24 protein-coding genes and 2 tRNA genes are annotated in these 19178 nt (G+C 59.0%); 17 read left to right on the forward strand and 9 right to left on the reverse strand.

Features of this window, described 5'->3' with window-relative positions; all coding sequences use genetic code 11:
• Positions 1–172: 172 nt before the first annotated feature.
• From tsaB to NW828_RS10455, 7 genes are all read left to right on the forward strand, one after another.
• A complete protein-coding gene (tsaB, locus tag NW828_RS10425) occupies positions 173–880 on the forward strand; it encodes a tRNA (adenosine(37)-N6)-threonylcarbamoyltransferase complex dimerization subunit type 1 TsaB (protein WP_414383701.1) in 708 nt (235 codons plus the stop codon).
• 36 nt (positions 881–916) lie between these two features.
• Positions 917–1474, forward strand: a complete 558-nt coding sequence (gene efp / locus NW828_RS10430; RefSeq protein WP_011432091.1) for an elongation factor P — start codon at positions 917–919, stop codon at positions 1472–1474.
• 69 nt (positions 1475–1543) lie between these two features.
• Positions 1544–2017, forward strand: coding sequence for an acetyl-CoA carboxylase biotin carboxyl carrier protein (accB, locus tag NW828_RS10435; RefSeq protein WP_414383730.1), 474 nt, complete (start codon positions 1544–1546; stop codon positions 2015–2017).
• A 385-nt stretch (positions 2018–2402) separates the two neighbouring features.
• Positions 2403–3332, forward strand: coding sequence for a metallophosphoesterase family protein (locus NW828_RS10440; protein WP_011432093.1), 930 nt, complete (start codon positions 2403–2405; stop codon positions 3330–3332).
• A gap of 76 nt (positions 3333–3408) precedes the next feature.
• Complete coding sequence (locus NW828_RS10445; protein WP_011432094.1) at positions 3409–4155, forward strand: phosphoadenylyl-sulfate reductase; 747 nt, start codon at positions 3409–3411, stop codon at positions 4153–4155.
• 3 nt (positions 4156–4158) lie between these two features.
• Positions 4159–4473: an antibiotic biosynthesis monooxygenase family protein gene (locus tag NW828_RS10450; protein ID WP_414344235.1), complete on the forward strand. Its 315-nt coding sequence runs from the start codon at positions 4159–4161 to the stop codon at positions 4471–4473.
• Between the two features lie 115 nt (positions 4474–4588).
• Positions 4589–4660, forward strand: a tRNA-Val gene (locus NW828_RS10455).
• 110 nt (positions 4661–4770) lie between these two features.
• Here the strand turns inward: NW828_RS10455 and NW828_RS10460 are convergent.
• Positions 4771–5712, reverse strand: a complete 942-nt coding sequence (locus tag NW828_RS10460; protein WP_414383704.1) for a phosphoribulokinase — start codon at positions 5710–5712, stop codon at positions 4771–4773.
• Between the two features lie 285 nt (positions 5713–5997).
• Between NW828_RS10460 and NW828_RS10465 the strand changes: the two genes are divergently transcribed.
• Both NW828_RS10465 and NW828_RS10470 read left to right on the forward strand, forming a co-directional pair.
• Positions 5998–6765, forward strand: a complete 768-nt coding sequence (locus NW828_RS10465) for a PspA/IM30 family protein (RefSeq protein ID WP_414383706.1) — start codon at positions 5998–6000, stop codon at positions 6763–6765.
• Positions 6766–7014: 249 nt separating this feature from the next.
• Complete coding sequence (locus NW828_RS10470) at positions 7015–7479, forward strand: pentapeptide repeat-containing protein (protein ID WP_011432098.1); 465 nt, start codon at positions 7015–7017, stop codon at positions 7477–7479.
• A gap of 12 nt (positions 7480–7491) precedes the next feature.
• Here the strand turns inward: NW828_RS10470 and cysQ are convergent, their stop codons facing one another.
• The 5 genes from cysQ to rpsP all read right to left on the reverse strand — a co-directional run bounded on the left by cysQ (position 7492) and on the right by rpsP (position 11042).
• Positions 7492–8295, reverse strand: coding sequence for a 3'(2'),5'-bisphosphate nucleotidase CysQ (cysQ, locus tag NW828_RS10475; protein ID WP_414383708.1), 804 nt, complete (start codon positions 8293–8295; stop codon positions 7492–7494).
• Between the two features lie 16 nt (positions 8296–8311).
• Positions 8312–9073, reverse strand: a complete 762-nt coding sequence (hisF, locus tag NW828_RS10480) for an imidazole glycerol phosphate synthase subunit HisF (protein ID WP_414383710.1) — start codon at positions 9071–9073, stop codon at positions 8312–8314.
• Positions 9074–9134: 61 nt separating this feature from the next.
• Complete coding sequence (locus tag NW828_RS10485; RefSeq protein ID WP_414383712.1) at positions 9135–10238, reverse strand: ArsA family ATPase; 1104 nt, start codon at positions 10236–10238, stop codon at positions 9135–9137.
• Complete coding sequence (locus NW828_RS10490) at positions 10235–10510, reverse strand: KH domain-containing protein (RefSeq protein WP_011432102.1); 276 nt, start codon at positions 10508–10510, stop codon at positions 10235–10237. The genes NW828_RS10485 and NW828_RS10490 overlap by 4 nt, the downstream gene beginning before the upstream one ends.
• Before the next feature lie 52 nt (positions 10511–10562).
• Complete coding sequence (rpsP, locus tag NW828_RS10495) at positions 10563–11042, reverse strand: 30S ribosomal protein S16 (RefSeq protein ID WP_011432103.1); 480 nt, start codon at positions 11040–11042, stop codon at positions 10563–10565.
• A gap of 187 nt (positions 11043–11229) precedes the next feature.
• Here rpsP and NW828_RS10500 point away from each other — a divergent pair, with 187 nt between their 5' ends.
• On the forward strand, positions 11230–11751 hold the full coding sequence (locus tag NW828_RS10500) for a TerB family tellurite resistance protein (protein WP_414383714.1): 522 nt from the start codon (positions 11230–11232) through the stop codon (positions 11749–11751).
• Between the two features lie 122 nt (positions 11752–11873).
• Here the strand turns inward: NW828_RS10500 and NW828_RS10505 are convergent, their stop codons facing one another.
• A complete protein-coding gene (locus NW828_RS10505) occupies positions 11874–12269 on the reverse strand; it encodes a metal-sensing transcriptional repressor (RefSeq protein WP_414383716.1) in 396 nt (131 codons plus the stop codon).
• Between the two features lie 114 nt (positions 12270–12383).
• On the opposite strand from NW828_RS10505, the gene sds reads away from it, so the two are divergent.
• On the forward strand, positions 12384–13355 hold the full coding sequence (gene sds / locus NW828_RS10510; RefSeq protein WP_414383718.1) for a solanesyl diphosphate synthase: 972 nt from the start codon (positions 12384–12386) through the stop codon (positions 13353–13355).
• Positions 13356–13383: 28 nt separating this feature from the next.
• Here the strand turns inward: sds and lepB are convergent, their stop codons facing one another.
• Positions 13384–14070, reverse strand: a complete 687-nt coding sequence (gene lepB / locus NW828_RS10515; protein ID WP_414383720.1) for a signal peptidase I — start codon at positions 14068–14070, stop codon at positions 13384–13386.
• A 161-nt stretch (positions 14071–14231) separates the two neighbouring features.
• Here lepB and NW828_RS10520 point away from each other — a divergent pair, with 161 nt between their 5' ends.
• Positions 14232–14588, forward strand: coding sequence for a hypothetical protein (locus NW828_RS10520; protein ID WP_414383721.1), 357 nt, complete (start codon positions 14232–14234; stop codon positions 14586–14588).
• 31 nt (positions 14589–14619) lie between these two features.
• Here NW828_RS10520 and NW828_RS10525 read toward each other — a convergent pair whose 3' ends face one another.
• Positions 14620–15687, reverse strand: coding sequence for a hypothetical protein (locus NW828_RS10525; RefSeq protein WP_414383722.1), 1068 nt, complete (start codon positions 15685–15687; stop codon positions 14620–14622).
• Positions 15688–15855: 168 nt separating this feature from the next.
• Here NW828_RS10525 and NW828_RS10530 point away from each other — a divergent pair, with 168 nt between their 5' ends.
• The 5 genes from NW828_RS10530 to NW828_RS10550 all read left to right on the forward strand — a co-directional run bounded on the left by NW828_RS10530 (position 15856) and on the right by NW828_RS10550 (position 19178).
• On the forward strand, positions 15856–16575 hold the full coding sequence (locus NW828_RS10530) for a pyridoxine 5'-phosphate synthase (RefSeq protein WP_414383724.1): 720 nt from the start codon (positions 15856–15858) through the stop codon (positions 16573–16575).
• 14 nt (positions 16576–16589) lie between these two features.
• A complete protein-coding gene (locus tag NW828_RS10535) occupies positions 16590–17222 on the forward strand; it encodes a DUF3318 domain-containing protein (protein WP_011432111.1) in 633 nt (210 codons plus the stop codon).
• A gap of 12 nt (positions 17223–17234) precedes the next feature.
• Positions 17235–18068, forward strand: coding sequence for a biotin--[acetyl-CoA-carboxylase] ligase (locus NW828_RS10540; RefSeq protein ID WP_414383726.1), 834 nt, complete (start codon positions 17235–17237; stop codon positions 18066–18068).
• Between the two features lie 56 nt (positions 18069–18124).
• A complete protein-coding gene (locus NW828_RS10545; RefSeq protein ID WP_414383728.1) occupies positions 18125–19015 on the forward strand; it encodes a M23 family metallopeptidase in 891 nt (296 codons plus the stop codon).
• A gap of 83 nt (positions 19016–19098) precedes the next feature.
• Positions 19099–19178 (forward strand) — tRNA-Leu (locus tag NW828_RS10550).

Here is a 19178-nt window from a genome sequence, read left to right on the forward strand (position 1 = left end):
TCGGTGGAGGTGACCCACTCGCAGAACTGCTCCCACACGTTGCTGGTTGAGCGACGTTGGATAACAGTAGTCATGAGGACAAACTTCCCTAAGGAAGCGCGAAGATTGACAACCTAAACTTAAAACATCCGTTAAGTTTCGTCAACCACCTTTTTTGATCCTGAGAGAGGCCATGTCGCTTGTCCGCTGGATTTTAGGGATCCACACCACCACGCCCGTTTTGGGCCTGGCCCTGCTGCCGTTGGAGCCAGGGTTGGGAGAAACCCGCAGTCAGAGCTGGTGGCTGGATCGGGAGATGGCAGCGCAGTTGCACCCCTGCTTGAAAGTCTTCTTGGCCGGTCAGGCTTGGTCGCAGATAGCTGGGATCGCTGTAGCTTTGGGGCCGGGCAGCTTTACGGGCAGCCGTTTGGGGGTGAGCGTGGCCCGTCTGCTGGGCCAGCAACTGGGCATTCCCGTGTTTGGCTACTCGGCTTTGGCCGTCCTCGCCCGCCAGGTGTGGCAGGAGCAGGGATCCCCGCCCCAGCCCTTGACGGTGGCGGTGCAGATGGACGCCAAACGAGAAGAGTGGTATGGCGGCGTGTATCGGGTGACAGAAGAGGGTGTCGCTGCAGAAGTGGCCGATCGGCTCTGGGAGGAAGAGGCTTGGCAGGCAACTCTCCGACAGTGGCCGCAAGCTCTATCCGTGAATGCCGCCGATTTTGTGGATCCTGCACCTGTGGTGGCGTTGGCAGAATTGGCCCGCGCCGATTTTCGGGCCGGATTGCGCCCTCAGTGGCAGGAGGTGCTGCCCCTCTACGGTCGCCAGCCCCCGATTGATCTCAGAGGGCTGAATCGGACTCCGCCTCCCCAGCGCGAACGGAGTGCCCCATCGTCACGGTAAGATTGGGAAGTCTAAGCAACGGATCCCTCTGCTGACATGATCTCAAGCAACGATTTGCGCCCTGGCGTCTCTGTAGAAATTGACGGAGCTCCCTACAAGGTGATCGAGTTCCTGCATGTGAAACCCGGCAAGGGGGCAGCCTTTGTGCGCACTAAGCTCAAAAACATGCAGACTGGCAACGTTGTGGAGAAAACCTTCCGCGCCGGTGAAACCCTGCCCGCAGCCACCATCGAAAAAGTCGAGATGCAGTATCTCTACGCGGAAGGGAACAACTTGGTGTTTATGGACATGGAGACCTATGAGCAGGCTCCAATTACCGCCGCCCAAATTGGCTCCGCCGTGAAATATCTGAAAGAAAACATGCAAGTGTCAATCTTGCGCTGGAATGGGCAGGTGATCGATGTGGAGCTGCCCAACACCGTTGTTCTGGAAGTGGTGGAAACAGATCCAGGGGTGAAAGGAGATACCGCCACTGGGGGAACCAAGCCGGCCAAGCTGGAGACCGGTGCTGAGATCCAGGTGCCTTTGTTCATCAAGGTTGGAGAACGGATTCGGGTCGATACCCGCACCGACACCTATCTGGGCCGGGAGTGAGTTCTCCCTCTCCTTTTCGGTTATGGATTTCTGTTGTGGACAGGTGATGCATCAGGAGTGAACCTTCCCTTGGATGTTGTCAATTGGCAGGAAATTCGTCTTCTCCTGGCCGCTCTGCAAGAGAGCGATGTTACCGAGCTAACTCTGGAGTTCAAAGATTTTCGCCTCACCTTGCGCAAAGGGATCCCGACTGAGCTCTCCTCCACCCCCGCCAGTCCGGTTATTGTCTCCTCTGCGCCTCCTCCTGCTTCTGCAGAAGCGCCCCCTCCTCCCACTGCTCCCAAATCCACCCCCAGCCATTGGATAGACGTGACGTCACCAATGGTGGGCACTTTCTACAGCGCCCCAGCTCCAGGTGAACCTGACTTTGTGCGGGTTGGCCAACGGGTGAACAAGGGCCAAACCCTGTGCATCATCGAGGCCATGAAGCTGATGAACGAGATCGAGGCCGAAGCGGCAGGCGTGGTGACCGAGATTTTGGTGAGCAATGGGCAATCGGTGGAGTTTGGGCAGGTGTTGATGCGGTTGGATCCCACAGCTTGATGGGCAAGGGGGTAAACCGGATTTTGGCAACCCAATCTCCCTTGCCTGTGTATACACCAGAGTTGAATCGGATTGAGGGGATGTGGTCGGTGTTGAAGCGCTGTATCCGGCAGTTTTCCAGAGCCGGGAAGTATGGGATGGAGCAAAGGGTACAGACCGCTTTGCTACTCATCAATCCATTCAATCTATCCTGCTGGGAGAAAAGTTGGGGGTGACAGCCTGGGAAACCCTCTCAGACCAATTTGACCGGTCTGCGCGCCCCTTTCACAGCCCTACCTGTGCCCCAGTTGCCGATGGCTCCCAGCTGAGGTTAAGAGAAGCCCATAGCCCCCCGGCCCCTCATTGACTATGATGCGGGCGTGAGGTGTGAATAAGTACCTAAACAATGGCAACCCAACGCATTTGCTTTGCTCAAGTCTCAGATGTCCACCTGATGCCCGAGACGGGGTGCCGCTGTTGGTGGATGTCCGATTCCCCCCGCCGCCAGTTGGAAGCCGCCGTTGCCCATCTCAACCAGGTGCCCGATCTGCACTTCGTGGTGTTTACCGGGGATTTGGTGGATCAAGCGGATCCGGAGAGCTTTCAATCTTTCCAGGAGATTGTTGCCCAACTGCGGGTGCCCTATTACCTCAGCCTGGGCAACCACGATATCGACACCCTGAGGAGAAAGGGACGCTTTAACCGAGATCAGTTTATCCGTTGGTGCCAAAGCCAATTTCCCCTGTCCCTGGCTCCCACTGGTTACGTCGATTACAGCCTTTCCCCTCTGCCCGGGATCCGCTTGATTGCCCTCGACGCCAGCCTGGGACGCTTCCCTTTGCCTCAGGGCGTGCTCCGCCCCTCCCAACTGCACTGGCTGGGCGAACATCTGCAAACGGTGCCGGAAGAATGGCTGATCCTGCTGATCCATCAGCCGCCCTTCATTGCTCCCACTCAAATGGACGCGGTTTTGTTTCGCAAGTACCGGCTCCTCAGCGAACCAGCCTCGGCGCTACACGCTCTCTTGGCCCGTCACGGACGGGTGGTGGCGGTGCTGAGTGGCCACCTGCATGTGCCGAAGGTGTATGTCCGCGATGGGATCCCCTACCTGACAGCACCTCCTCTGGTGGGGCCGGTTTCGGCTCTGCGGGTGTTTGAGCTGGAGGTGAACCCACGGCGAGGGGTGTTGCGCTACCACTGGGTTAAGTTGCCGGCATTGGATCCCAGCCCCCTCTGGCACGGCTTGGTGATGGGGATCCGACGGGATCGCTGGGGACAAATCCCTCTCCGGGCCAAGGGATCCCGCTCTCTCCCTCTGCCCGCTGCCGCCTGGTAATCAAAACCCCTAAAGCTTGACCGAATTAGTGTAGATTAAAAGAAGCAAAAATCGTCGAGTTCGGTGTCTTCCCCCTATGACAGCAAGCCTTTCTCCTTCTAGCCGCTGGGAGCTGGCGGCTCAAGCGCTGCGGGAGCAGTATCAACCTCAAGTGGCGTCCCTGAGCGAACGGTTTGAGCCTTTGTCGGCAAGCGACCTGCTCACCTGGGCGGTTGAAGAATTTGGAGATGGGCTGGTGCTGGCCTGTAGCTTTGGCCCGGAAGACCTAGTGCTGATCGATCTGCTCACGGCGATTAACCCCCGTGTTCGCGCTTTTTTTCTGGACACCGATTTTCACTTCCCGGAAACCCTACAACTGCGGGAGCAGGTGTTGGCGCGCTACCCCCACTTGCAACTGCAGATCTTCAAGCCCTTGCTTACCCCGGAAGAGCAGGCAGCTCAATACGGGCCAGAACTGTATCGCTCTAACCCCGACCTCTGCTGCAACATCCGCAAGGTGGAACCCTTGAATCGTGCCCTGGCCGGTTGCACCACTTGGATCACAGGGATGCGCCGGGAACAATCCCCCACCCGCGCCGATATCGGCAAGGTGCAGTGGGACGGCAAGCGCAACCGCCTCAAACTCAACCCGCTGGCTGACTGGACAAATGGCCAAGTTTGGAAATACATCCTTGACCACGGGATCCCTTACAACCCCCTGCACGATCGCCACTACCCTAGTATCGGCTGCCTCCACTGCACTGCGCCTGTTGAGCCAGGGGCGGATCCCCGCTCTGGACGCTGGAAGGGCACAAGCAAAACCGAATGCGGCCTGCATACCTAACCCATGACTGCTTCCTCCATCCTTGAGGTGGCTCAGTTTGAAATTACCCCCGGCTCTGAAGCCGCCTTTGAAGCCGCCATCGCTCAAGCTTTCATCTATTTGCAGCAGACCGACGGCTACCAAGGGCACCAACTGCAGCGCTGTCTGGAGCACCCTCAGCAATACCTACTGCTCGTTCAGTGGGGATCCCTAGAGGCCCATCTGGTCAACTTTCGCCAATCGGAAAACTTTGTCCGCTGGCGTGCCCTCATCGGGCCCTACTTTGCTCGCCCACCCCAGGTGTTGCACTACCAGTTGCTGACCGGATCCCCTTTTTGATTTGAAATAGGGCACCTGTCCACTCTCCACCTAGGTTGACCCCAATGGGACAGGTTAAGATGTGATATTATTTGTTTCCGGCCTTCAGGCAGATGCACAGCGGCATCGCTCGTAGGGGCTGTTAACTCAGTGGTAGAGTACCACCTTGACACGGTGGGAGCCGCTGGTTCAATTCCAGCACAGCCCATGTCTTTGGCAGAAGCTGACAAAGGTTTGCTCCAGGATCAGGTTACAGTGCTGAGCCTAGCCCTCCCCTGCAGATCCTGTGAAACTGGGGATTCCTCGCCGCCACGGACTCTATTGGTAGATGTTGGCCGCTTTTAACATGTGGTAGGTGATCAGCAATTGAGTCAAAGCCAGGGGATAGCTCTGGAGCAGCTCGCCGGTGGTGCCGATCAATTGGCCGATATTGGGGTTTCCCTCTAAGCTACAGAACTTGCCCAGGTAAGGGATTTCGTTGCAGAGCATCCGCTCCAGCTCAATCACTTGGCTGGCCGTAGCATGGGCATCAATCTGCAAAACATCGACGGGCTTGCCCATATCCCGATCCAAATCCAAACGAATGGCAGAGCTAAGGTGATTGTCGCGGGCATTGAGGATTTGCCAAAAATCTGGGTGAGGAATGGTGGGGCGCAGCACCAGGCGCGCATTCAGCAATACCTCGTCTTGGTTGGATCCCTCTTGCGGCGGGTAAAAGGTGACCACTACATCGGCCCATTGGCGCTGTGGACGAATAAAAGCCTCTGAGTCGGGTTCGCGCTTTTTGAGCTCTTCTCGCACTTGCTCTTCTGTGTATCCGCGCTTGCGGGTGTCTCGCTTAATCTTCCAGAGGGCGCGTAGATGTTCGGGAGGGGCCAAATAAACCTTGACATCGTAGCTATCCCGCATACCACGGGTAAAGTAGCCCAGCAGCCCTTCGACAATCACGTATTTGTTGGGCTTGACATACTCTGGCGGGTCAAAGGTGCCGGTGCTGTGGTTATAGACGGGCTTTAGGATCGGCTGGCCGGTGCGCAAGAGCGTCAGGTGCTGCTGAACGATATCCAGGTAGTTGCAGTCGGGATGGAGGGCTGTAATCCCCAGTTCAGCGCGTTGTTTGCGGTCGTAGCGGTGGTAGTCGTCGGTGCAGATGACAGTGACGTTTTCTTCCCCCAAGACTTGGGCAATGCCACGGGTGAGGGTGGTTTTTCCAGCAGCACTATCACCAACAATACCCAGAATAATCGGGCGCTGAGCCACGGATCCCTCTCCTGAATCGTGAACTTGGGGCGGAGAACTCCCAACAACACCGGCCAAACTCAACTTCGTTTCGACCTGCGGATGGCCCCGATCAGAGAACAGGGATTGTCGGTCAGCAAACGAAGTTAAGCAAGCATTATCGGCTCTGGAGGGTATTGGGGCAAGAGAACGTTACAGCTTTTTTCAGCGGAGCCCTATGGATCCCTATACTGGAGTAGAAGCACTGGAAGGCATCAAAGCAGCAAGGGTAGCATTAGGTCAGACCGCTAGAGGGGGAAGCAACCGATGGGATTGTTCGATCGGGTCAGCCGAATCATTAGATCCAATATCAATGCGCTGATCAGCAGCGCCGAGGATCCGGAGAAAATCCTGAACCAGACCATTCAGGACATGTCTGAGGATCACTACCAGATGCGGCAAGCGGTTGCCCAGGCCATTGCTGCCCAGAAGCGGATAGAGCGGCAGTATGAGCAAGCACAGCAGAGTGTTGATGAGTGGCAAAGACGCGCCGAGTTGGCCCTGCGCAACAACAACGAAGCTTTGGCTCGGGAAGCGCTGGTGCGCAAGAAAACTTTTGCCGAGACTGCCCAAAGCCTGAAGCGGCAGTTGGATGAGCAGACTAAGCAGGTGGAGATCCTGAAGTCCAACATGACCAAGCTGGAGAGCAAGATCGCTGAGGCCAAGACCAAAAAGGACATGCTCATCGCTCGCGCCCGCGCCGCCAAGGCTTCTCAACAAATCAACCAGGTCATCGGGCGGGTGGACGCCACAAGCGCCTTTGCCGCTTTTGAGCGCATGGAGGAGAAGGTGAACTCCCTGGAGGCCCAGTCGGCGGCAGTGGCAGAGCTGGCGGTGGACAATTTGGAAAACCAGTTTGCCGCTTTGGAGGCGGGTGGCTCGGATGTAGATCACGAGCTGCTGATGCTCAAGGCGTCGATCCAGGGTCAGTTGCCCTCTGGGGAGGCGAAGTCCTCAGGCCAACCTTCCACCGCAAGTGAGAGCGAGGTCGATCTGGAGTTGGAAAATTTGCGCAAGGAGATTGACCAGCTCTAACAGGCGGAATGTCGCTCTCCTCCGACTCTCAAGGCTTGCCGGGCTGAGTTTGGGCCGGGGGGTGGTAAGCTAACCAACAAGAACTCTGACAGCCCTTCTGCCGACCAGCAGGGCAAAGTCTGTCAGTAAAGCGTTCCACCTCGAGTGGCAGGGATCCCCAGAGGGTAATCAACCTGCGAAAGGGTCACAGCCTGCTTACGGCAGGGCTGGGGTTAGTTTGCCTACGGTTTTGTGAGAGAACAAACAGCGATGACAACAGCAAGTATCAAGCCTCTCTTGGATGCCAAGCAACTGTTGCAGGCTTATGCGTCTGGCCAACGGGATTTTTCGGGCTCCAACCTGAGTGGAGCGCAGTTGAGTGGCGCGAATTTGAAGGGCATTATCCTACGGGATGCCGACTTGAGTGGGGCAGATTTGCGCGAGGCGGATTTGTCGGGAGCAGATCTCTCGGGAGCCGACCTGCGCGGAGCCAAGCTGCGACGGGTGAACCTGATTGGGGCTAAGTTGGTGAAGGCAGATTTGCGGGGGGCCAACCTCTACCGGGCCAAATTGCTCAGGGCCGACCTCAGCGAAGCCGAGCTGAACCGAGCCGATCTGCGGATTGGGGCCGATCTGCGCGGAGCCATCATCACCAACACCCATTTTCGCGGTGCCCTCTACGACGAGTACACCAAGTTCCCGGATGGCTTTAACCCCACAGAGATGGGCATGTAGCCGGGGCTTCGCTCAGGGGATCAGGTTCTGCCACAGTTGGGCCATGCCTTCGGCAGCCGCTACAAAGGGCGGGTTGTGCAGGTCGGGCTTGTTGTAGCGCAAGGGATCCCCTGCCAGATCGGTGACGCTCCCCCCGGCTTGCTCCACCAGGCACTGGGCAGCGGCAGTATCCCACTCCATGGTGGGGCCGAAGCGAGGGTAGAGATGGGCGGACCCTTCGGCCACGAGGCAAAACTTGAGGGCGCTGCCCACCGGCTGAACCTCAAGGGATCCGTGGCGACGCCGCAGCCGTTCCAGAAACTGCTCCGTTTCCCAGTCCCTGTGGGAGCGGCTGGCCACCACCTGCCAAGGGGCCTGGGCGGGCGGGCGGGCCCAGATGCGCTCATCGCCTTTGTAGGCCCCCAGCTTTTGGGCAGCTTTGTAGGTGAGGCCGAGAGCTGGGGCGTGGACAGCTCCCAAGATGGGGATCCCCACCTCGACAAGGGCAATGTTGACGGTGAACTGGCCGCTGCCTTCGATAAACTCGCGCGTGCCATCCAAGGGATCCACCAGCCAAAACCGCTCCCACTGTTGCCGCTCTGGGTAAGGGATCCCGCCCGATTCTTCCGAGAGCACCGGGATCCCTGGGGTCAACTCTTGCAGGCCTTGCAGGATCAGGTGGTGGGAGGCCAGATCCGCCTCTGTAAGGGGAGAGGCATCCGCCTTGGCCCTTACCTGAAGCTGCTCCTGTCTGTAGATGGGCAAAATAGCCTGTCCTGCCGCCTCCGCCAGCCGACTTACCTTGGGCAAGAGAGCGGCCAGATCCTGAGCTTGCATAGGATCCCTCGCAGAGTTAGCAACGCACCGGAATGCCGTGGGCGGCCAAGTCGGCTTTGATCTGCGCAATCGTCAGCCGGCCATAGTGGAGCAGCGAGGCCAATAGAGCCGCTTCCGCCCCTCCCTCCTGCAGAGCTTGGCGGATATGAGCACACTCCCCTGCTCCTCCTGAGGCAATCACCGGCACCGACACCGCCTCGGCCACCCGCCGGGTTAGCTCCAGGTCATAGCCGGCCTGGGTGCCGTCGGCGTCCATGCTGGTGAGCAAAATCTCCCCTGCCCCCCGCTCGGCCACGCTTTTGGCCCACTCCACCGCGTCCAGGCCCGTCGGCTGCCGCCCCCCGCGCACGTATACCTCCCATCCCCCTCCCTGCGGCTTGGCGCGAGCATCAATGGCCACCACAATGCATTGGGATCCAAACCAGCGGCTGGCCTGAGCCACGAGATCAGGATCCCGAACCGCTGCCGAGTTGAGGCTGACCTTGTCCGCCCCGGCCCGCAGCAGTTGTCGGATCCCCTCCAGATCGCGGATCCCCCCTCCCACCGTGAGGGGAATGAACACCTGCTCTGCGGTGCGCCGCACCACCTCCAGCAAGATCTCCCGCTCTTCGTGGGTGGCGGTGATGTCCAAAAAGACCAGCTCATCGGCTCCTGCCTGATCGTAAGCCTGGGCCAGCTCTACCGGATCCCCGGCATCCCGCAATTGCACAAACTGGATCCCTTTCACCACCCGCCCTGCCGCCACATCCAGACAGGGAATGATCCGTTTGGCCAACATCGCTCTCTCCCAAGGACTCCATACCGCTAACGCGAACAGAGGGGAACAACTGGGGATCGTTTTAGCCGAAGCTGATGACCAGGAAGGGTTCTTGAAACTTGGCCCCAGTCACCTGCCGACCTGCCAAGCTGGGGGGCAAGAACAAATTGCGCCGCTGATCCCCGGCGGTAATGGTCAGCTCCGGGCCTGACTGGCTCAGCTCGATTTGGGCCTTGCTGAAGCCGGGAATAAACAGCTTGACTGTACGGGCTCCCTCGTCGATGGCCACGGGCGGCGGCACATCCGGCACAGCGAACATCCCTCCTACTGCCGCTTCCAAAGCCGACCAATCGGATCCCTGACGCAGGGGGAGTGTTCGTAGTGTCAGCGGGAAAAAATCGGCGGCCGAGACCTCTCCCGGAGCCAGAGGGGTAACCCAGAGGCCACCCACCGTCAGCCCCACCATCTGAGCACTCCCCCAAAGGTAACGGGCGGTTTGCACGGCCATCGGGTCAGGGGTGGTCACCAGGTGGGCCAACACGCGGCGCGGATTGGCAATAGCCTGTCGTCCCTGCTCCAAAAGGTTGGTCATGCCCCCCAACCGCTCTGGCAGATCCTCCAGGGAGGAAAATTCCACGGTGCTTACCGAACGCAACAAGGGCTCGGCAAAGGGTCGCAGGGTTTTGGCCAAGTCGGATCCCAAAAAAGCTTGGGAGGCTCGCCGCCAGTACCAACTGGCCACCTCCGGGATCCCAAAAGCTCGCAAGGTGGTCAGATCCCCTGGCCCATCGTAGAGAATGCAGTCGTATTGGCCGCTGGCATCGTAACGGCGCAGAGCTTCCAGGGCCAGGGCCTGATCCATGCCCGGCAACACCCCCAGTTCCTGGCCGTAGATCTCCCGGAAAAAGGGGGTGCGCACGTATCGGGCTTCCAGCTCTTTGGCCGCCGTCCAGAACTGCTCCAGCAGCTGGGTTGTCCGCAACTGCACCACGCTCAAGTTGGCAGCAATGGTCACCGGCTCGCCGGAAAGCGGGATCCCGCCCAAAAGCATTTCCAGCCCCGGCCCCGCCTGATGGCCCACCAACAGCACCCGCCGCCCCTGCTGGGCTGCGGCCCGAGCTGCCGCCACGGCCAAGGTGCTCCGACCTGTGCCCCCCTTGCCCAGAAAGGTGAGAATTTGGCTCATTCCCGCTCCTCCCGATTCCGCTCTCCCGCCTCTCCGTAGATATCGATGTACAGAGATTGACCTGCCAACTGAGCTGCGGCCATCATCACCTGTCGAATCGCTTGCAGGGTGCGCCCGCCCCGCCCGAATACCCGCCCCCGATCCTTCGGGTCAAAGGCCAGCCGCAGCCATACCTTTCGCCCGCCACAGGTGGTTTCCACATCCATTTGAAGAGAGGCGCTGCTGAGCAGCGGTTCGATCAAAAGATGGGCGAGAGCCTTGTAGTCTGGCATAGAGAGCTAGACGACAGGAGGGAACAACTGGCCAAGCCAAGCTTAGCCGACCCTAGGCCTCAACCGCTTCCTCAACCTGAGGCTTTTCAACTTCAGCTTCTGGAGGACTTAATTCTGCCGCTGCTGTCTCAGTGGCAGCTTCGCTCAATTCAGACTCGGGAACATCGGCGACCTCAGCCTCGGCCACGGATTCTGTTGCAGGGGCCTCTTCTGCCGCCTCAGGGATCCCAGCTTCAGGCTTGGCCATGGCCGGGATGCGAATCGAGGCAACCACTCCCCCTTCCCCTGCTTTCAACATCTCGTAGATGCCGGCCTTTTTGAGGAGACTGTCCACGGTCTCTGTGGGCTGAGCGCCACAACGCAACCACTTCAGCAAGCCTGCCGTTTGCAAAACCGTCTCCTTGGTGCGCGGGTTATAGTAACCCAGTTCCTCTAGCGGACGGGCTTCACGGCGGCTTTTACTTTCAATGGCGATGATGCGATAGCTGGGTTGCCGCTTTTTTCCGTAGCGCTTGAGCCGCAATTTGACCATGGGGTATCCACTCCTTGGGGGACGCTCCGCAAGCTGTAAAGATCCAAAAAATCCAAAAAAGAGTTCGCCTAGACCCGCCAAGCCTGCTGAAGCTCCAGAGCCTCGCTCCGAGCCTTTGGCGTTTGGCCGGTAGACACAGGCTTTTTATTTTAAGCGATTTTCTGCTTGACTGGAACTTGACTGGAAAATGTCCGACCCCGGTTTGGAAGGCAACCTTCATGGCAGAGTTGAAGAGAAAACCCTACACTCAGCAGCAACTCCCATGATCAACTACGCCGATTTGACAGACGAGCAGCGCCAGCTCTACCTCAAGGCCCTGATCGCGGTGGCCCGAGTAGATGGCCAGTTGGACGAAGAAGAAACCTCTTTCTTCATGCAAATCGCAGAAGGGGTAGGCATCGAAGCGCCACTGGCCCAAACCTATCTGGCCGATGAAGCAGGTGCACCTTTGGATATCAGCGGGATCCCGCCCATGCGCAATGCGGCAGGGGCCTTGATCCTGCGGGATTTGGCAGCAATGGCGGTGGTGAATAGCCAGCTGGTGGAAAAAGAAGAGGAGCTAATTTTCGAGATCGGCAAAGCCATGCAGTTCAGCGCTGAGGAGATCAACGAGTTTATCGACTGGGCCTTCATGGGACTGCAGTGGCAACTCAAAAGCGCATCTCTGCTGGAGCGCTATACCCAGCCCTCCCCCCAACCTTCTGAATGACCTGGGGTACTAGATAGCATCACAACGGCCAGCCCCCGCTGCAGATATTGACAGCCCAGTTTGGCGTTCCCCTGAGCCAAGCAAGGGGAGACTTTCATCAAGTTAAATCTGGCCATCGAGACTTAGCTGATAAAGCGATCCAGAGCCCGCTGCAACTCCTCCAGCTCCACTTCGATATTGCCGGTCTCGATGGCATGGCGGATGCAGTGGCGAATGTGATCGTCCAAAATCAGCCGCGCCACCCGATCCAGCGCTCCCTTGACGGCGGCAATTTGCAGCAGCACATCTGGACAGGGCTGATCCTGCTCGATCATGGAGCGGATCCCACGCACATGCCCTTCGATGCGAGCCAAGCGGTTGGTCAACTTGCGCCGAGACTGGGGATCATGATGGTGAGGCTGGGCCCGCCCAGGCAGCGGCGGCTTTTCCAGCGCCAGCTCCCACTCCTCCTCCCAATCGGGTTCTGAAGGGAGCGGCGGAACGGAATGAGATCGAAGTGGGGGAACGGGATCCGACATGAGAAGGGCAAAAGACTGCTTGCATGATACTGCCTGGTTTTCCCCGGGAACGATGGGGTACTCTACAATAGGAAAAGATGTGAAATTTTGTAAAACCTCTCATACTTTGGCTCCATGACCTCTGTGCTCTCCCCCTTTGGCCCTGTAGAAGCGGATCTGGAGCGTTTACGCCAGAACCTAACGCGGTTGGTGAGTGCCAAGCACCCCATTCTGGCCATGGCTGCCGAACATCTGTTTTCGGCGGGGGGGAAAGGGATCCGGCCAGCCATCGTGCTCCTCATTGCCCGCGCCACCACCCCAGATGGAGAGATCACTCCCCGTCATTGGCGCTTGGCAGAGATCACCGAGATGATCCACACGGCCAGCCTGGTTCACGACGATGTCATCGACGCTGCCGATGTGCGACGGGGCATCGATACGGTGAATACCCTCTTCGACAATCGGATAGCCGTGCTGGCGGGGGATTACCTCTTCGGCCAAGCTGCTTGGTACTTGGCCAATCTGGACAACCTGGAGGTAGTGAAGCTCCTTTCCAAAGTAATCATGGATTTGCCGGAGGGAGAGGTGCGCCAGAGCCTCACCCGCTTCGACCCGGATGTGTCGATGGAAGACTACCTGGCCAAGAGCTTCTACAAAACAGCCTCCCTCATATCCGGCAGTTCCAAGGCTGCTGGCCTGCTGAGCGGGGTTAGCGAGGAAGTGGCAGATCGCCTGTTCGATTTTGGGCGGGATCTGGGCATTGCTTTTCAGATTGTCGACGATCTGCTGGATTTCACCGCTTCGGCAGAGACGCTTGGCAAGCCTGTGGGATCCGACCTCATCCAGGGCAACCTCACTGCACCCGTTCTGTTTGCCCTAGAGGAATTTCCCCAGATGCGAGAGCTCATTCTCAGGGAGCTGTCCAACCCGCAAGACCTGAAGCAGGCCCTGGAGTGGGTGTATCAAAGCGAAGGGATCCCACGCTCTCGTCAGTTGGCCCGCGACTACGCCCAGCGGGCTGCCGAAGCGCTGTATAGCCTGCCGGACTCTGCGGCGCGTCGTGCTTTGTTTCAGATGGTGGACTATGTGCTGGAGCGGCTGCACTGAGCAGTCCCGACAGGGTCAAGCTGGCTTTCTACCGGGCTGTGTTGCCCAACACTTGGGCCTCTGGAAGAAGCTCAGGATATTTTGGCGGGGCGAAAAAGTGTAGGCGATTTGGGGGCCAAAAGCGAAAAATGGTGTTGCCGATGATGTTTTCTTCCGGCAAGAAACCCCACACATGGGAGTCTTGGCTGTCGTTGCGGTTATCCCCCATCACAAAATAGGAGCGGGGAGGAACCACGAATTCGGATCCCTGATTGGGAACTCCAGGACAGCGCTCGCCAGGGCAAGAATAGTCGGGGGGGGCATAGATGTAGTCTTCCCGCAGCGGGATCCCGTTGATGATGACCTCACCGTTGGCGATGCGAATGCGATCTCCCGGCAGGCCGATCACCCGCTTGATGTAGGCCCCGTCGAAGTTCAGTTTGGCGGGAGGGTTGAAAACAATAATATCGCCTCGTCTGGGCGAACCAAAGCGGTAGCTGACCTTTTCCACCACCAGCCGATCCCCTTCTTCCAGAGTGGGCAGCATCGAATCGGAGGGGATCCAACGCGCCTCTGCCACAAAGGTGCGAATGCCGAAGGCCAGCAACAGAGCCAGCACCACCGTCAGAAGGTTTTCCCGTTGCGCCTGCCACCAGCTGCGGGATCCCGAGCTGGCAGGGGTTTCCCCTGATGGCAACTGGGGCTTGGGCAGAGGAGTTGGATCTTTTGACGGCATGGAAGCTAACGAACAAGACTTCACGATCTCAAGATTACCGCACCCAATCCAGGGCAGCAGAATGGGAGGCCCTCCCATTAAACCCCTGCCAGAGAGACGAATAGCCGGCAATAGCATAGGATGGGTATTTTGGTGTACCGTACTCGCGACTGTTAGCCCCTATGACGATTTCAACAGAAGAGCGCCTAGAGCGAGTCGAGCGCCTGGTCGAGGCCAATAGCCAAGCAATAGCTCGTCTCACCCAACAACAAGAGGAAGTTTTGAGGCGGATCGATCGGCTCTCAGGGGATAGCGAAAAACTCTCGGAGCGGATTGAAAAGCTCTCGGGCGATGTCGAAAAGCTCTCGGGCGATGTCGAAAAGCTCTCAGGTGATGTCGAAAAGCTCACTTTTAAGTTCGACACCTCACAAACCATCGGGGAACGGCTGGAACGTCTAGCCACCAGCCTGATTGCCGGTGCCACCATCAGCATCATTGCCGGAGTGATTTTGGTGCTGCTGCGGGAGGGATCCCGTTGAAGGGATGTTGCTCGGGGCTGGTTTTGGGGGGTCAACTGCCGGAATTGAGTTTTTCCCAGTCCTGCTGGTGGATGGCGATCATCTGGGCTTGGGCTTGAATAGCTGCCAACACCTCCGTCATCAGGGGCCAGTCGCTCCGCGGCGGACTGGGGTACTGCTTAAGCTTGTCAACTGTGTTGCTGAGAGCACTTTGCAATTGTTGCAGCAGTTGATAGGTCTGTTGGGCCAAAGCTAGGGTCTCAGAGACGCGGAGGTTATTCTGGCCTTGTTGATATTTCTGGAGAGCTTCCCCTCGCAGGATGCTCAAGATGGCCCCTTCTCTAGAGGCGGCAGTCTGGCCACTTTTGGAGCGCTGCGGTATGATGCGCAACTGCAACACCAGTGGCTCCCCCCGGTACATCCGCTCCACCTCTGCCTGCTGCGGCTCCCCGATCAACTCCGGATCCAGCGCCATCATCCGCTTCATGGCGGTGATCAACTTCGCTCGTATGGACTCGGAGAGATCTTTGAACAGATCCCGCAAAATCCCCTGCTGGCGGTAGCGCACTCGACAAGAAGGCCCCTCTTGAGGTTCCACGAAAATTTGCTCGGCTTTCTCATCCAAAGCCCGCCGCAGCATCGAGTTGAGCAACTGCTGTACCGTCTCTTCCGATTCGTCGGCGGGTACGGGCGGAGCGGTTGGTCGGGCGGACGGAGGCTGGGTTGGAGTCAACTGCGTGGGGGGCCCCGCCGCAGGAGCAGGAACCTCCCGAGTCACCCGGTTGGCTTGGGCCTGGAGGCGCAGCCGCTCCACCTCTGCCGGGTCGGGAGGATGGCTGAAGTAGTAGGCAATCAAATCCTGCTGCTGCTGAGCGGTGAGAGGGATTGGCTGGACGGAAATCTGGGAATAGGCCAGCATTTTGCTCACATAGTCCAACGCCGCCAAATCCTGGGGATCCACCATGCCCAAGATGAGGCTGTCGGTATCCAGGGCCAAGGGGACGACTTGGTAGTAAATGCAGATCTCCACCGGCAAGTACTGGGCAATTAAGGCCGGCACTCGCGCCCGGTCAACAATGGAGTGTTGTCCCACCGCCAGAGAGGCATCTGGATCAGTCATGGCAAGCCCGGAGTGGATCCCGCACAGGCGAGACGTCGCTACTCGATCATAGAGTAAAGCCTACACCCTCGCGGCCTGAGGCCCATGGCATCCTGGCTCATCTGACCGGCGTAAATTGAATAATGTAATACTAGGGGTATTCTCCTCTACACCCAAAGCAGTAAAGCCTTGTTAAGTCTTGGAGTTAACATCGACCACATTGCCACCCTTCGACAGGCACGCCGCACGGTGGAGCCAGATCCGGTAGCGGCAGCGGTGATTGCCGAGCTGGCGGGGGCAGATGGCATTACGGTGCACTTGCGCGAGGATCGCCGTCACATTCAAGATCGGGATGTGCGGCTGTTGCGGCAAACTGTGCGCACCCACCTCAACTTAGAGATGGCAGCCACCGAGGAGATGGTGGCGATTGCCCTGGAGATTAAGCCTGACTACGTCACTTTGGTTCCTGAGCGGCGGGAGGAAATCACCACCGAAGGTGGGTTGGATGTGGCGGGGCAGGTGTCGCGCCTCAGGGATGTGGTCGGCCAACTGCAGGGATCCGGCATTCCCGTCAGCTTGTTTATCGACCCAGATCCGACCCAAATTGCCGCTGCTGCCCAAGTGGGAGCCCGCTGGGTGGAGCTCCACACGGGGCGCTATGCAGAAGCCTCATCCGCAGCTCAGCGGCAGGTGGAACTTGACCACCTGGAAAAGGCCAGCCAACAGGCCCTTCAACTGGGCTTGCGGGTGAATGCGGGACATGGTCTTACCTACTGGAATGTCGGCCCAGTGGCGCGGATCCCTGGCATGGAGGAGCTGAACATCGGCCACAGCATTATCAGTCGAGCGGTGCTGGTGGGGCTGGATCGGGCGGTGCGAGAGATGCGTCAGGCGATGGGACTAAGCTGAGGAGCAGGCCCGGCATGAACTCGGAATACTACGGCTACGAAAACTACGTTCTGGATCAGGCGGAGATTGAGCGCCTGTTGGATCTGCTGCCAGCCAGTATGCGGGAGAGTGTGAAGATCTTGCCCGCCTCGGAACGGCAAACGGTGGTGATCAAAGGCCGTCGGCAAATGCCCTGGGAACGGCAGATGCGGCTGTTCATCAAGCCCTACGAGTGGCGGCAATTTACCCCCCTGCAGCGGGCGGGGCTGTTCCTGCACAAGGTGGGCTACTACAGTCGGGCGGTGTCGCGGCAGATCGACTTTTACCTGGCCATAGCAGCTCTGGGGGGGTTGAGCTTGATCTTCGAGGCCGTACAACAGGATCCCGTGGGAGCAACCGTTTCGGGTGGTTTGAGTGGCTTGGCCCTCTGGCAGTTGCGCCGCGACCAAACCAATGACCGTCGTCTGTTGGCTGCTGACGCCTATGCGGTGGATCGCCTGGTGTTGCGCGGGATCCCGCGGCTGCAGGCGGTGGAGGCCCTGGGGCAGGCGCTGCATGTGGAGGCCCGCCTGGAGGGGCGCTCGGGCAATGATCTGCTGGACATGTTGCGCTACCAAAACCTCAAGCGGCTGGCCCAGCGTCCGGCGGAAGATATTGTGTTGAGCTGATCCCGGACGGAGATGCTTTCCCCCTCGCGGCTGGGATCCCGAACGGGCCGGTGGGGCCGCCATCTGCTGCAAGTGGCGGTGACCGATTCCACCAATCGGCTGCTCTTGGACTGGGGCCGTCGCTTCCCACAGCCGCTGCCAGTGGGCACAGTTTTGGTCAGCACCCGCCAACGGGCTGGGCAAGGTCAACATGGGCGGGTGTGGCACTCGGAGCCGGGGGGACTATACCTGTCCGTTTGGCTGGGATCCCCGCCTTTGCATTACTCGCTGCTGGAACTGACCCTGGCCTTGGGCTGGGGCATTGCGGGCCGTTTACGGCAAAACCTTGGGATCCCGCTGCGGCTGAAATGGCCCAACGATTTGGTGGTGGTAGATGAGCAGCACCCAGATTCTCTGCTCAAGCTGGGGGGGATCCTGGTACAAAGCCGCTTTGGGGGGAGCGGGCAACTGCTGGGGTTGGTGGCCGGTGTGGGGGTGAATGTCAACAACCCCGTTCCCGTTGGGGCGATCACCTTAGCCCAAATTTTGGGATCCCCTCTGCACCGCTCACTCGACCGCACCGAGATTGCCGGCTGGGTTCTGCAGGGGATGGAGCGGGGATTCCACGTCTGGTTGCAAGGGGGATTTGCCCCCGTTCGCTCAGAGTACGAAGCCTGGATGGTCAAGCCGCAAGTCCAATGGCTCGAAAGGGGGACTAGCCTCACGATCTTGGGCCTTGCCGAGGATGGAAGGGTGCGAGTACAAACACAAGGGGAGCGACATCTGCAACAGCAGCAATCCATCCGGACGCTTACACCCGACCAAGTTCGCTTGAGCTATCACATGCCGGCGGGCGATAGCCTGTAATTTCTCTTGTGTTTTTTATGTGGCCTGTGTTGAACTCGGTGATGAAGCTTTTGGTTATGGCAGCGCGCCTTTTCTCCCCCCGAGCTCGGCGGCTGCGCTTTTGGCTGAAGCTGGGGCTGGCTCTGCTCTGGTTTTATCCCACTGCTCTGCTGGCCCAGACCCAACCAACCCCTCTGCCCCCGCCGCCTGTGGTGGAACCGGCCCTGGACACGCCTGGGGCGGCAGCCCTGCTGCTGGATGGAGCCATTCCTTTACGAGAGGGCAGCCCTGCGACCCTTGAGGCAGAAACCCGCACAGAGACGGTCATGGGCCGTGAGATCGTGATTGAGCCCCAGAAGAACCATGACCGGGTTCCCCATGCTCAGCCTGAAGGTGGGGTGCCGGTGGTGCTGATGGAACGCAGCTCCGGTCGCCGCATCATTCTCGCCCCCGGCCAAGAGATTCGCATCGAGGATCCCAGCCAGCCCCAAGCTCCTGAACCGCAAACGCCAAGGTTGCCTGAACTGGCGGCAGGTGACGAACGACTGCTCTACCCCCTACCTCACCCGGTGCCGATTACTTCTGGATTTGGCATGCGAATTCACCCCATCCGCGGAGAGCCAGAGTTTCATGCCGGGGTGGATTTGGGGGCCAGCATGGGCACGCCGATCTTGGCCTCTTTAAGCGGCAAGGTGGTCACTTCGGGATCCCTGGGGGGTCTAGGGATCACCGTTGTGCTGGAGCATGCCGGCGGTCGGCGCACTCGCTATGGCCACATGTCCGAAGTTGCTGTAACACCGGGGGAAGTGGTAGAGCGGGGATCCGTCATCGGCTATGTGGGGGCGACCGGAGCGGTAACTGGGCCGCACCTCCACTTTGAGCTGTGGAAGCGGGCGGTGGGGCAAGGTTGGGTGGTTCTGGACGCCACAGATGATCTGAAGGTTGCTGTTGCCCAGCTGCCGGGTTAGCCAGAGCCGGCTTGGGTTAGCATAGGTGGGCGGGCTCCAACTCGAATGCTGGCGCAGGTAACCAGTTGGGTCATGCAGGTTTTGCGGACGTGGCGGAACGGCAGACGCGCTAGACTTAGGATCTAGTGCCGCAAGGCGTAAGGGTTCAAGTCCCTTCGTCCGC

The sequence above is a fragment of the Synechococcus sp. W55.2 genome, from assembly GCF_047461635.1.
GTDB lineage: Bacteria > Cyanobacteriota > Cyanobacteriia > Thermostichales > Thermostichaceae > Thermostichus.

Excerpts from the sequence above, each read along its gene's own strand:
- NW828_RS10535 (WP_011432111.1), top strand. The coding sequence starts at position 16,590 with ATGAACTCGGAATACTACGGCTACGAAAACTACGTTCTGGATCAGGCG.
- NW828_RS10445 (WP_011432094.1), top strand. The coding sequence starts at position 3,409 with ATGACAGCAAGCCTTTCTCCTTCTAGCCGCTGGGAGCTGGCGGCTCAA.
- NW828_RS10500 (WP_414383714.1), top strand. The coding sequence starts at position 11,230 with ATGTCCGACCCCGGTTTGGAAGGCAACCTTCATGGCAGAGTTGAAGAG.
- NW828_RS10465 (WP_414383706.1), top strand. The coding sequence starts at position 5,998 with ATGGGATTGTTCGATCGGGTCAGCCGAATCATTAGATCCAATATCAAT.
- sds (WP_414383718.1), top strand. The coding sequence starts at position 12,384 with ATGACCTCTGTGCTCTCCCCCTTTGGCCCTGTAGAAGCGGATCTGGAG.
- NW828_RS10490 (WP_011432102.1), bottom strand. The coding sequence starts at position 10,510 with ATGCCAGACTACAAGGCTCTCGCCCATCTTTTGATCGAACCGCTGCTC.
- rpsP (WP_011432103.1), bottom strand. The coding sequence starts at position 11,042 with ATGGTCAAATTGCGGCTCAAGCGCTACGGAAAAAAGCGGCAACCCAGC.
- NW828_RS10520 (WP_414383721.1), top strand. The coding sequence starts at position 14,232 with ATGACGATTTCAACAGAAGAGCGCCTAGAGCGAGTCGAGCGCCTGGTC.
- hisF (WP_414383710.1), bottom strand. The coding sequence starts at position 9,073 with ATGTTGGCCAAACGGATCATTCCCTGTCTGGATGTGGCGGCAGGGCGG.
- efp (WP_011432091.1), top strand. The coding sequence starts at position 917 with ATGATCTCAAGCAACGATTTGCGCCCTGGCGTCTCTGTAGAAATTGAC.
- NW828_RS10485 (WP_414383712.1), bottom strand. The coding sequence starts at position 10,238 with ATGAGCCAAATTCTCACCTTTCTGGGCAAGGGGGGCACAGGTCGGAGC.
- NW828_RS10450 (WP_414344235.1), top strand. The coding sequence starts at position 4,159 with ATGACTGCTTCCTCCATCCTTGAGGTGGCTCAGTTTGAAATTACCCCC.
- NW828_RS10545 (WP_414383728.1), top strand. The coding sequence starts at position 18,125 with ATGGCAGCGCGCCTTTTCTCCCCCCGAGCTCGGCGGCTGCGCTTTTGG.
- NW828_RS10505 (WP_414383716.1), bottom strand. The coding sequence starts at position 12,269 with ATGTCGGATCCCGTTCCCCCACTTCGATCTCATTCCGTTCCGCCGCTC.
- NW828_RS10525 (WP_414383722.1), bottom strand. The coding sequence starts at position 15,687 with ATGACTGATCCAGATGCCTCTCTGGCGGTGGGACAACACTCCATTGTT.
- NW828_RS10440 (WP_011432093.1), top strand. The coding sequence starts at position 2,403 with ATGGCAACCCAACGCATTTGCTTTGCTCAAGTCTCAGATGTCCACCTG.
- NW828_RS10470 (WP_011432098.1), top strand. The coding sequence starts at position 7,015 with ATGACAACAGCAAGTATCAAGCCTCTCTTGGATGCCAAGCAACTGTTG.
- tsaB (WP_414383701.1), top strand. The coding sequence starts at position 173 with ATGTCGCTTGTCCGCTGGATTTTAGGGATCCACACCACCACGCCCGTT.
- NW828_RS10540 (WP_414383726.1), top strand. The coding sequence starts at position 17,235 with ATGCTTTCCCCCTCGCGGCTGGGATCCCGAACGGGCCGGTGGGGCCGC.
- cysQ (WP_414383708.1), bottom strand. The coding sequence starts at position 8,295 with ATGCAAGCTCAGGATCTGGCCGCTCTCTTGCCCAAGGTAAGTCGGCTG.
- lepB (WP_414383720.1), bottom strand. The coding sequence starts at position 14,070 with ATGCCGTCAAAAGATCCAACTCCTCTGCCCAAGCCCCAGTTGCCATCA.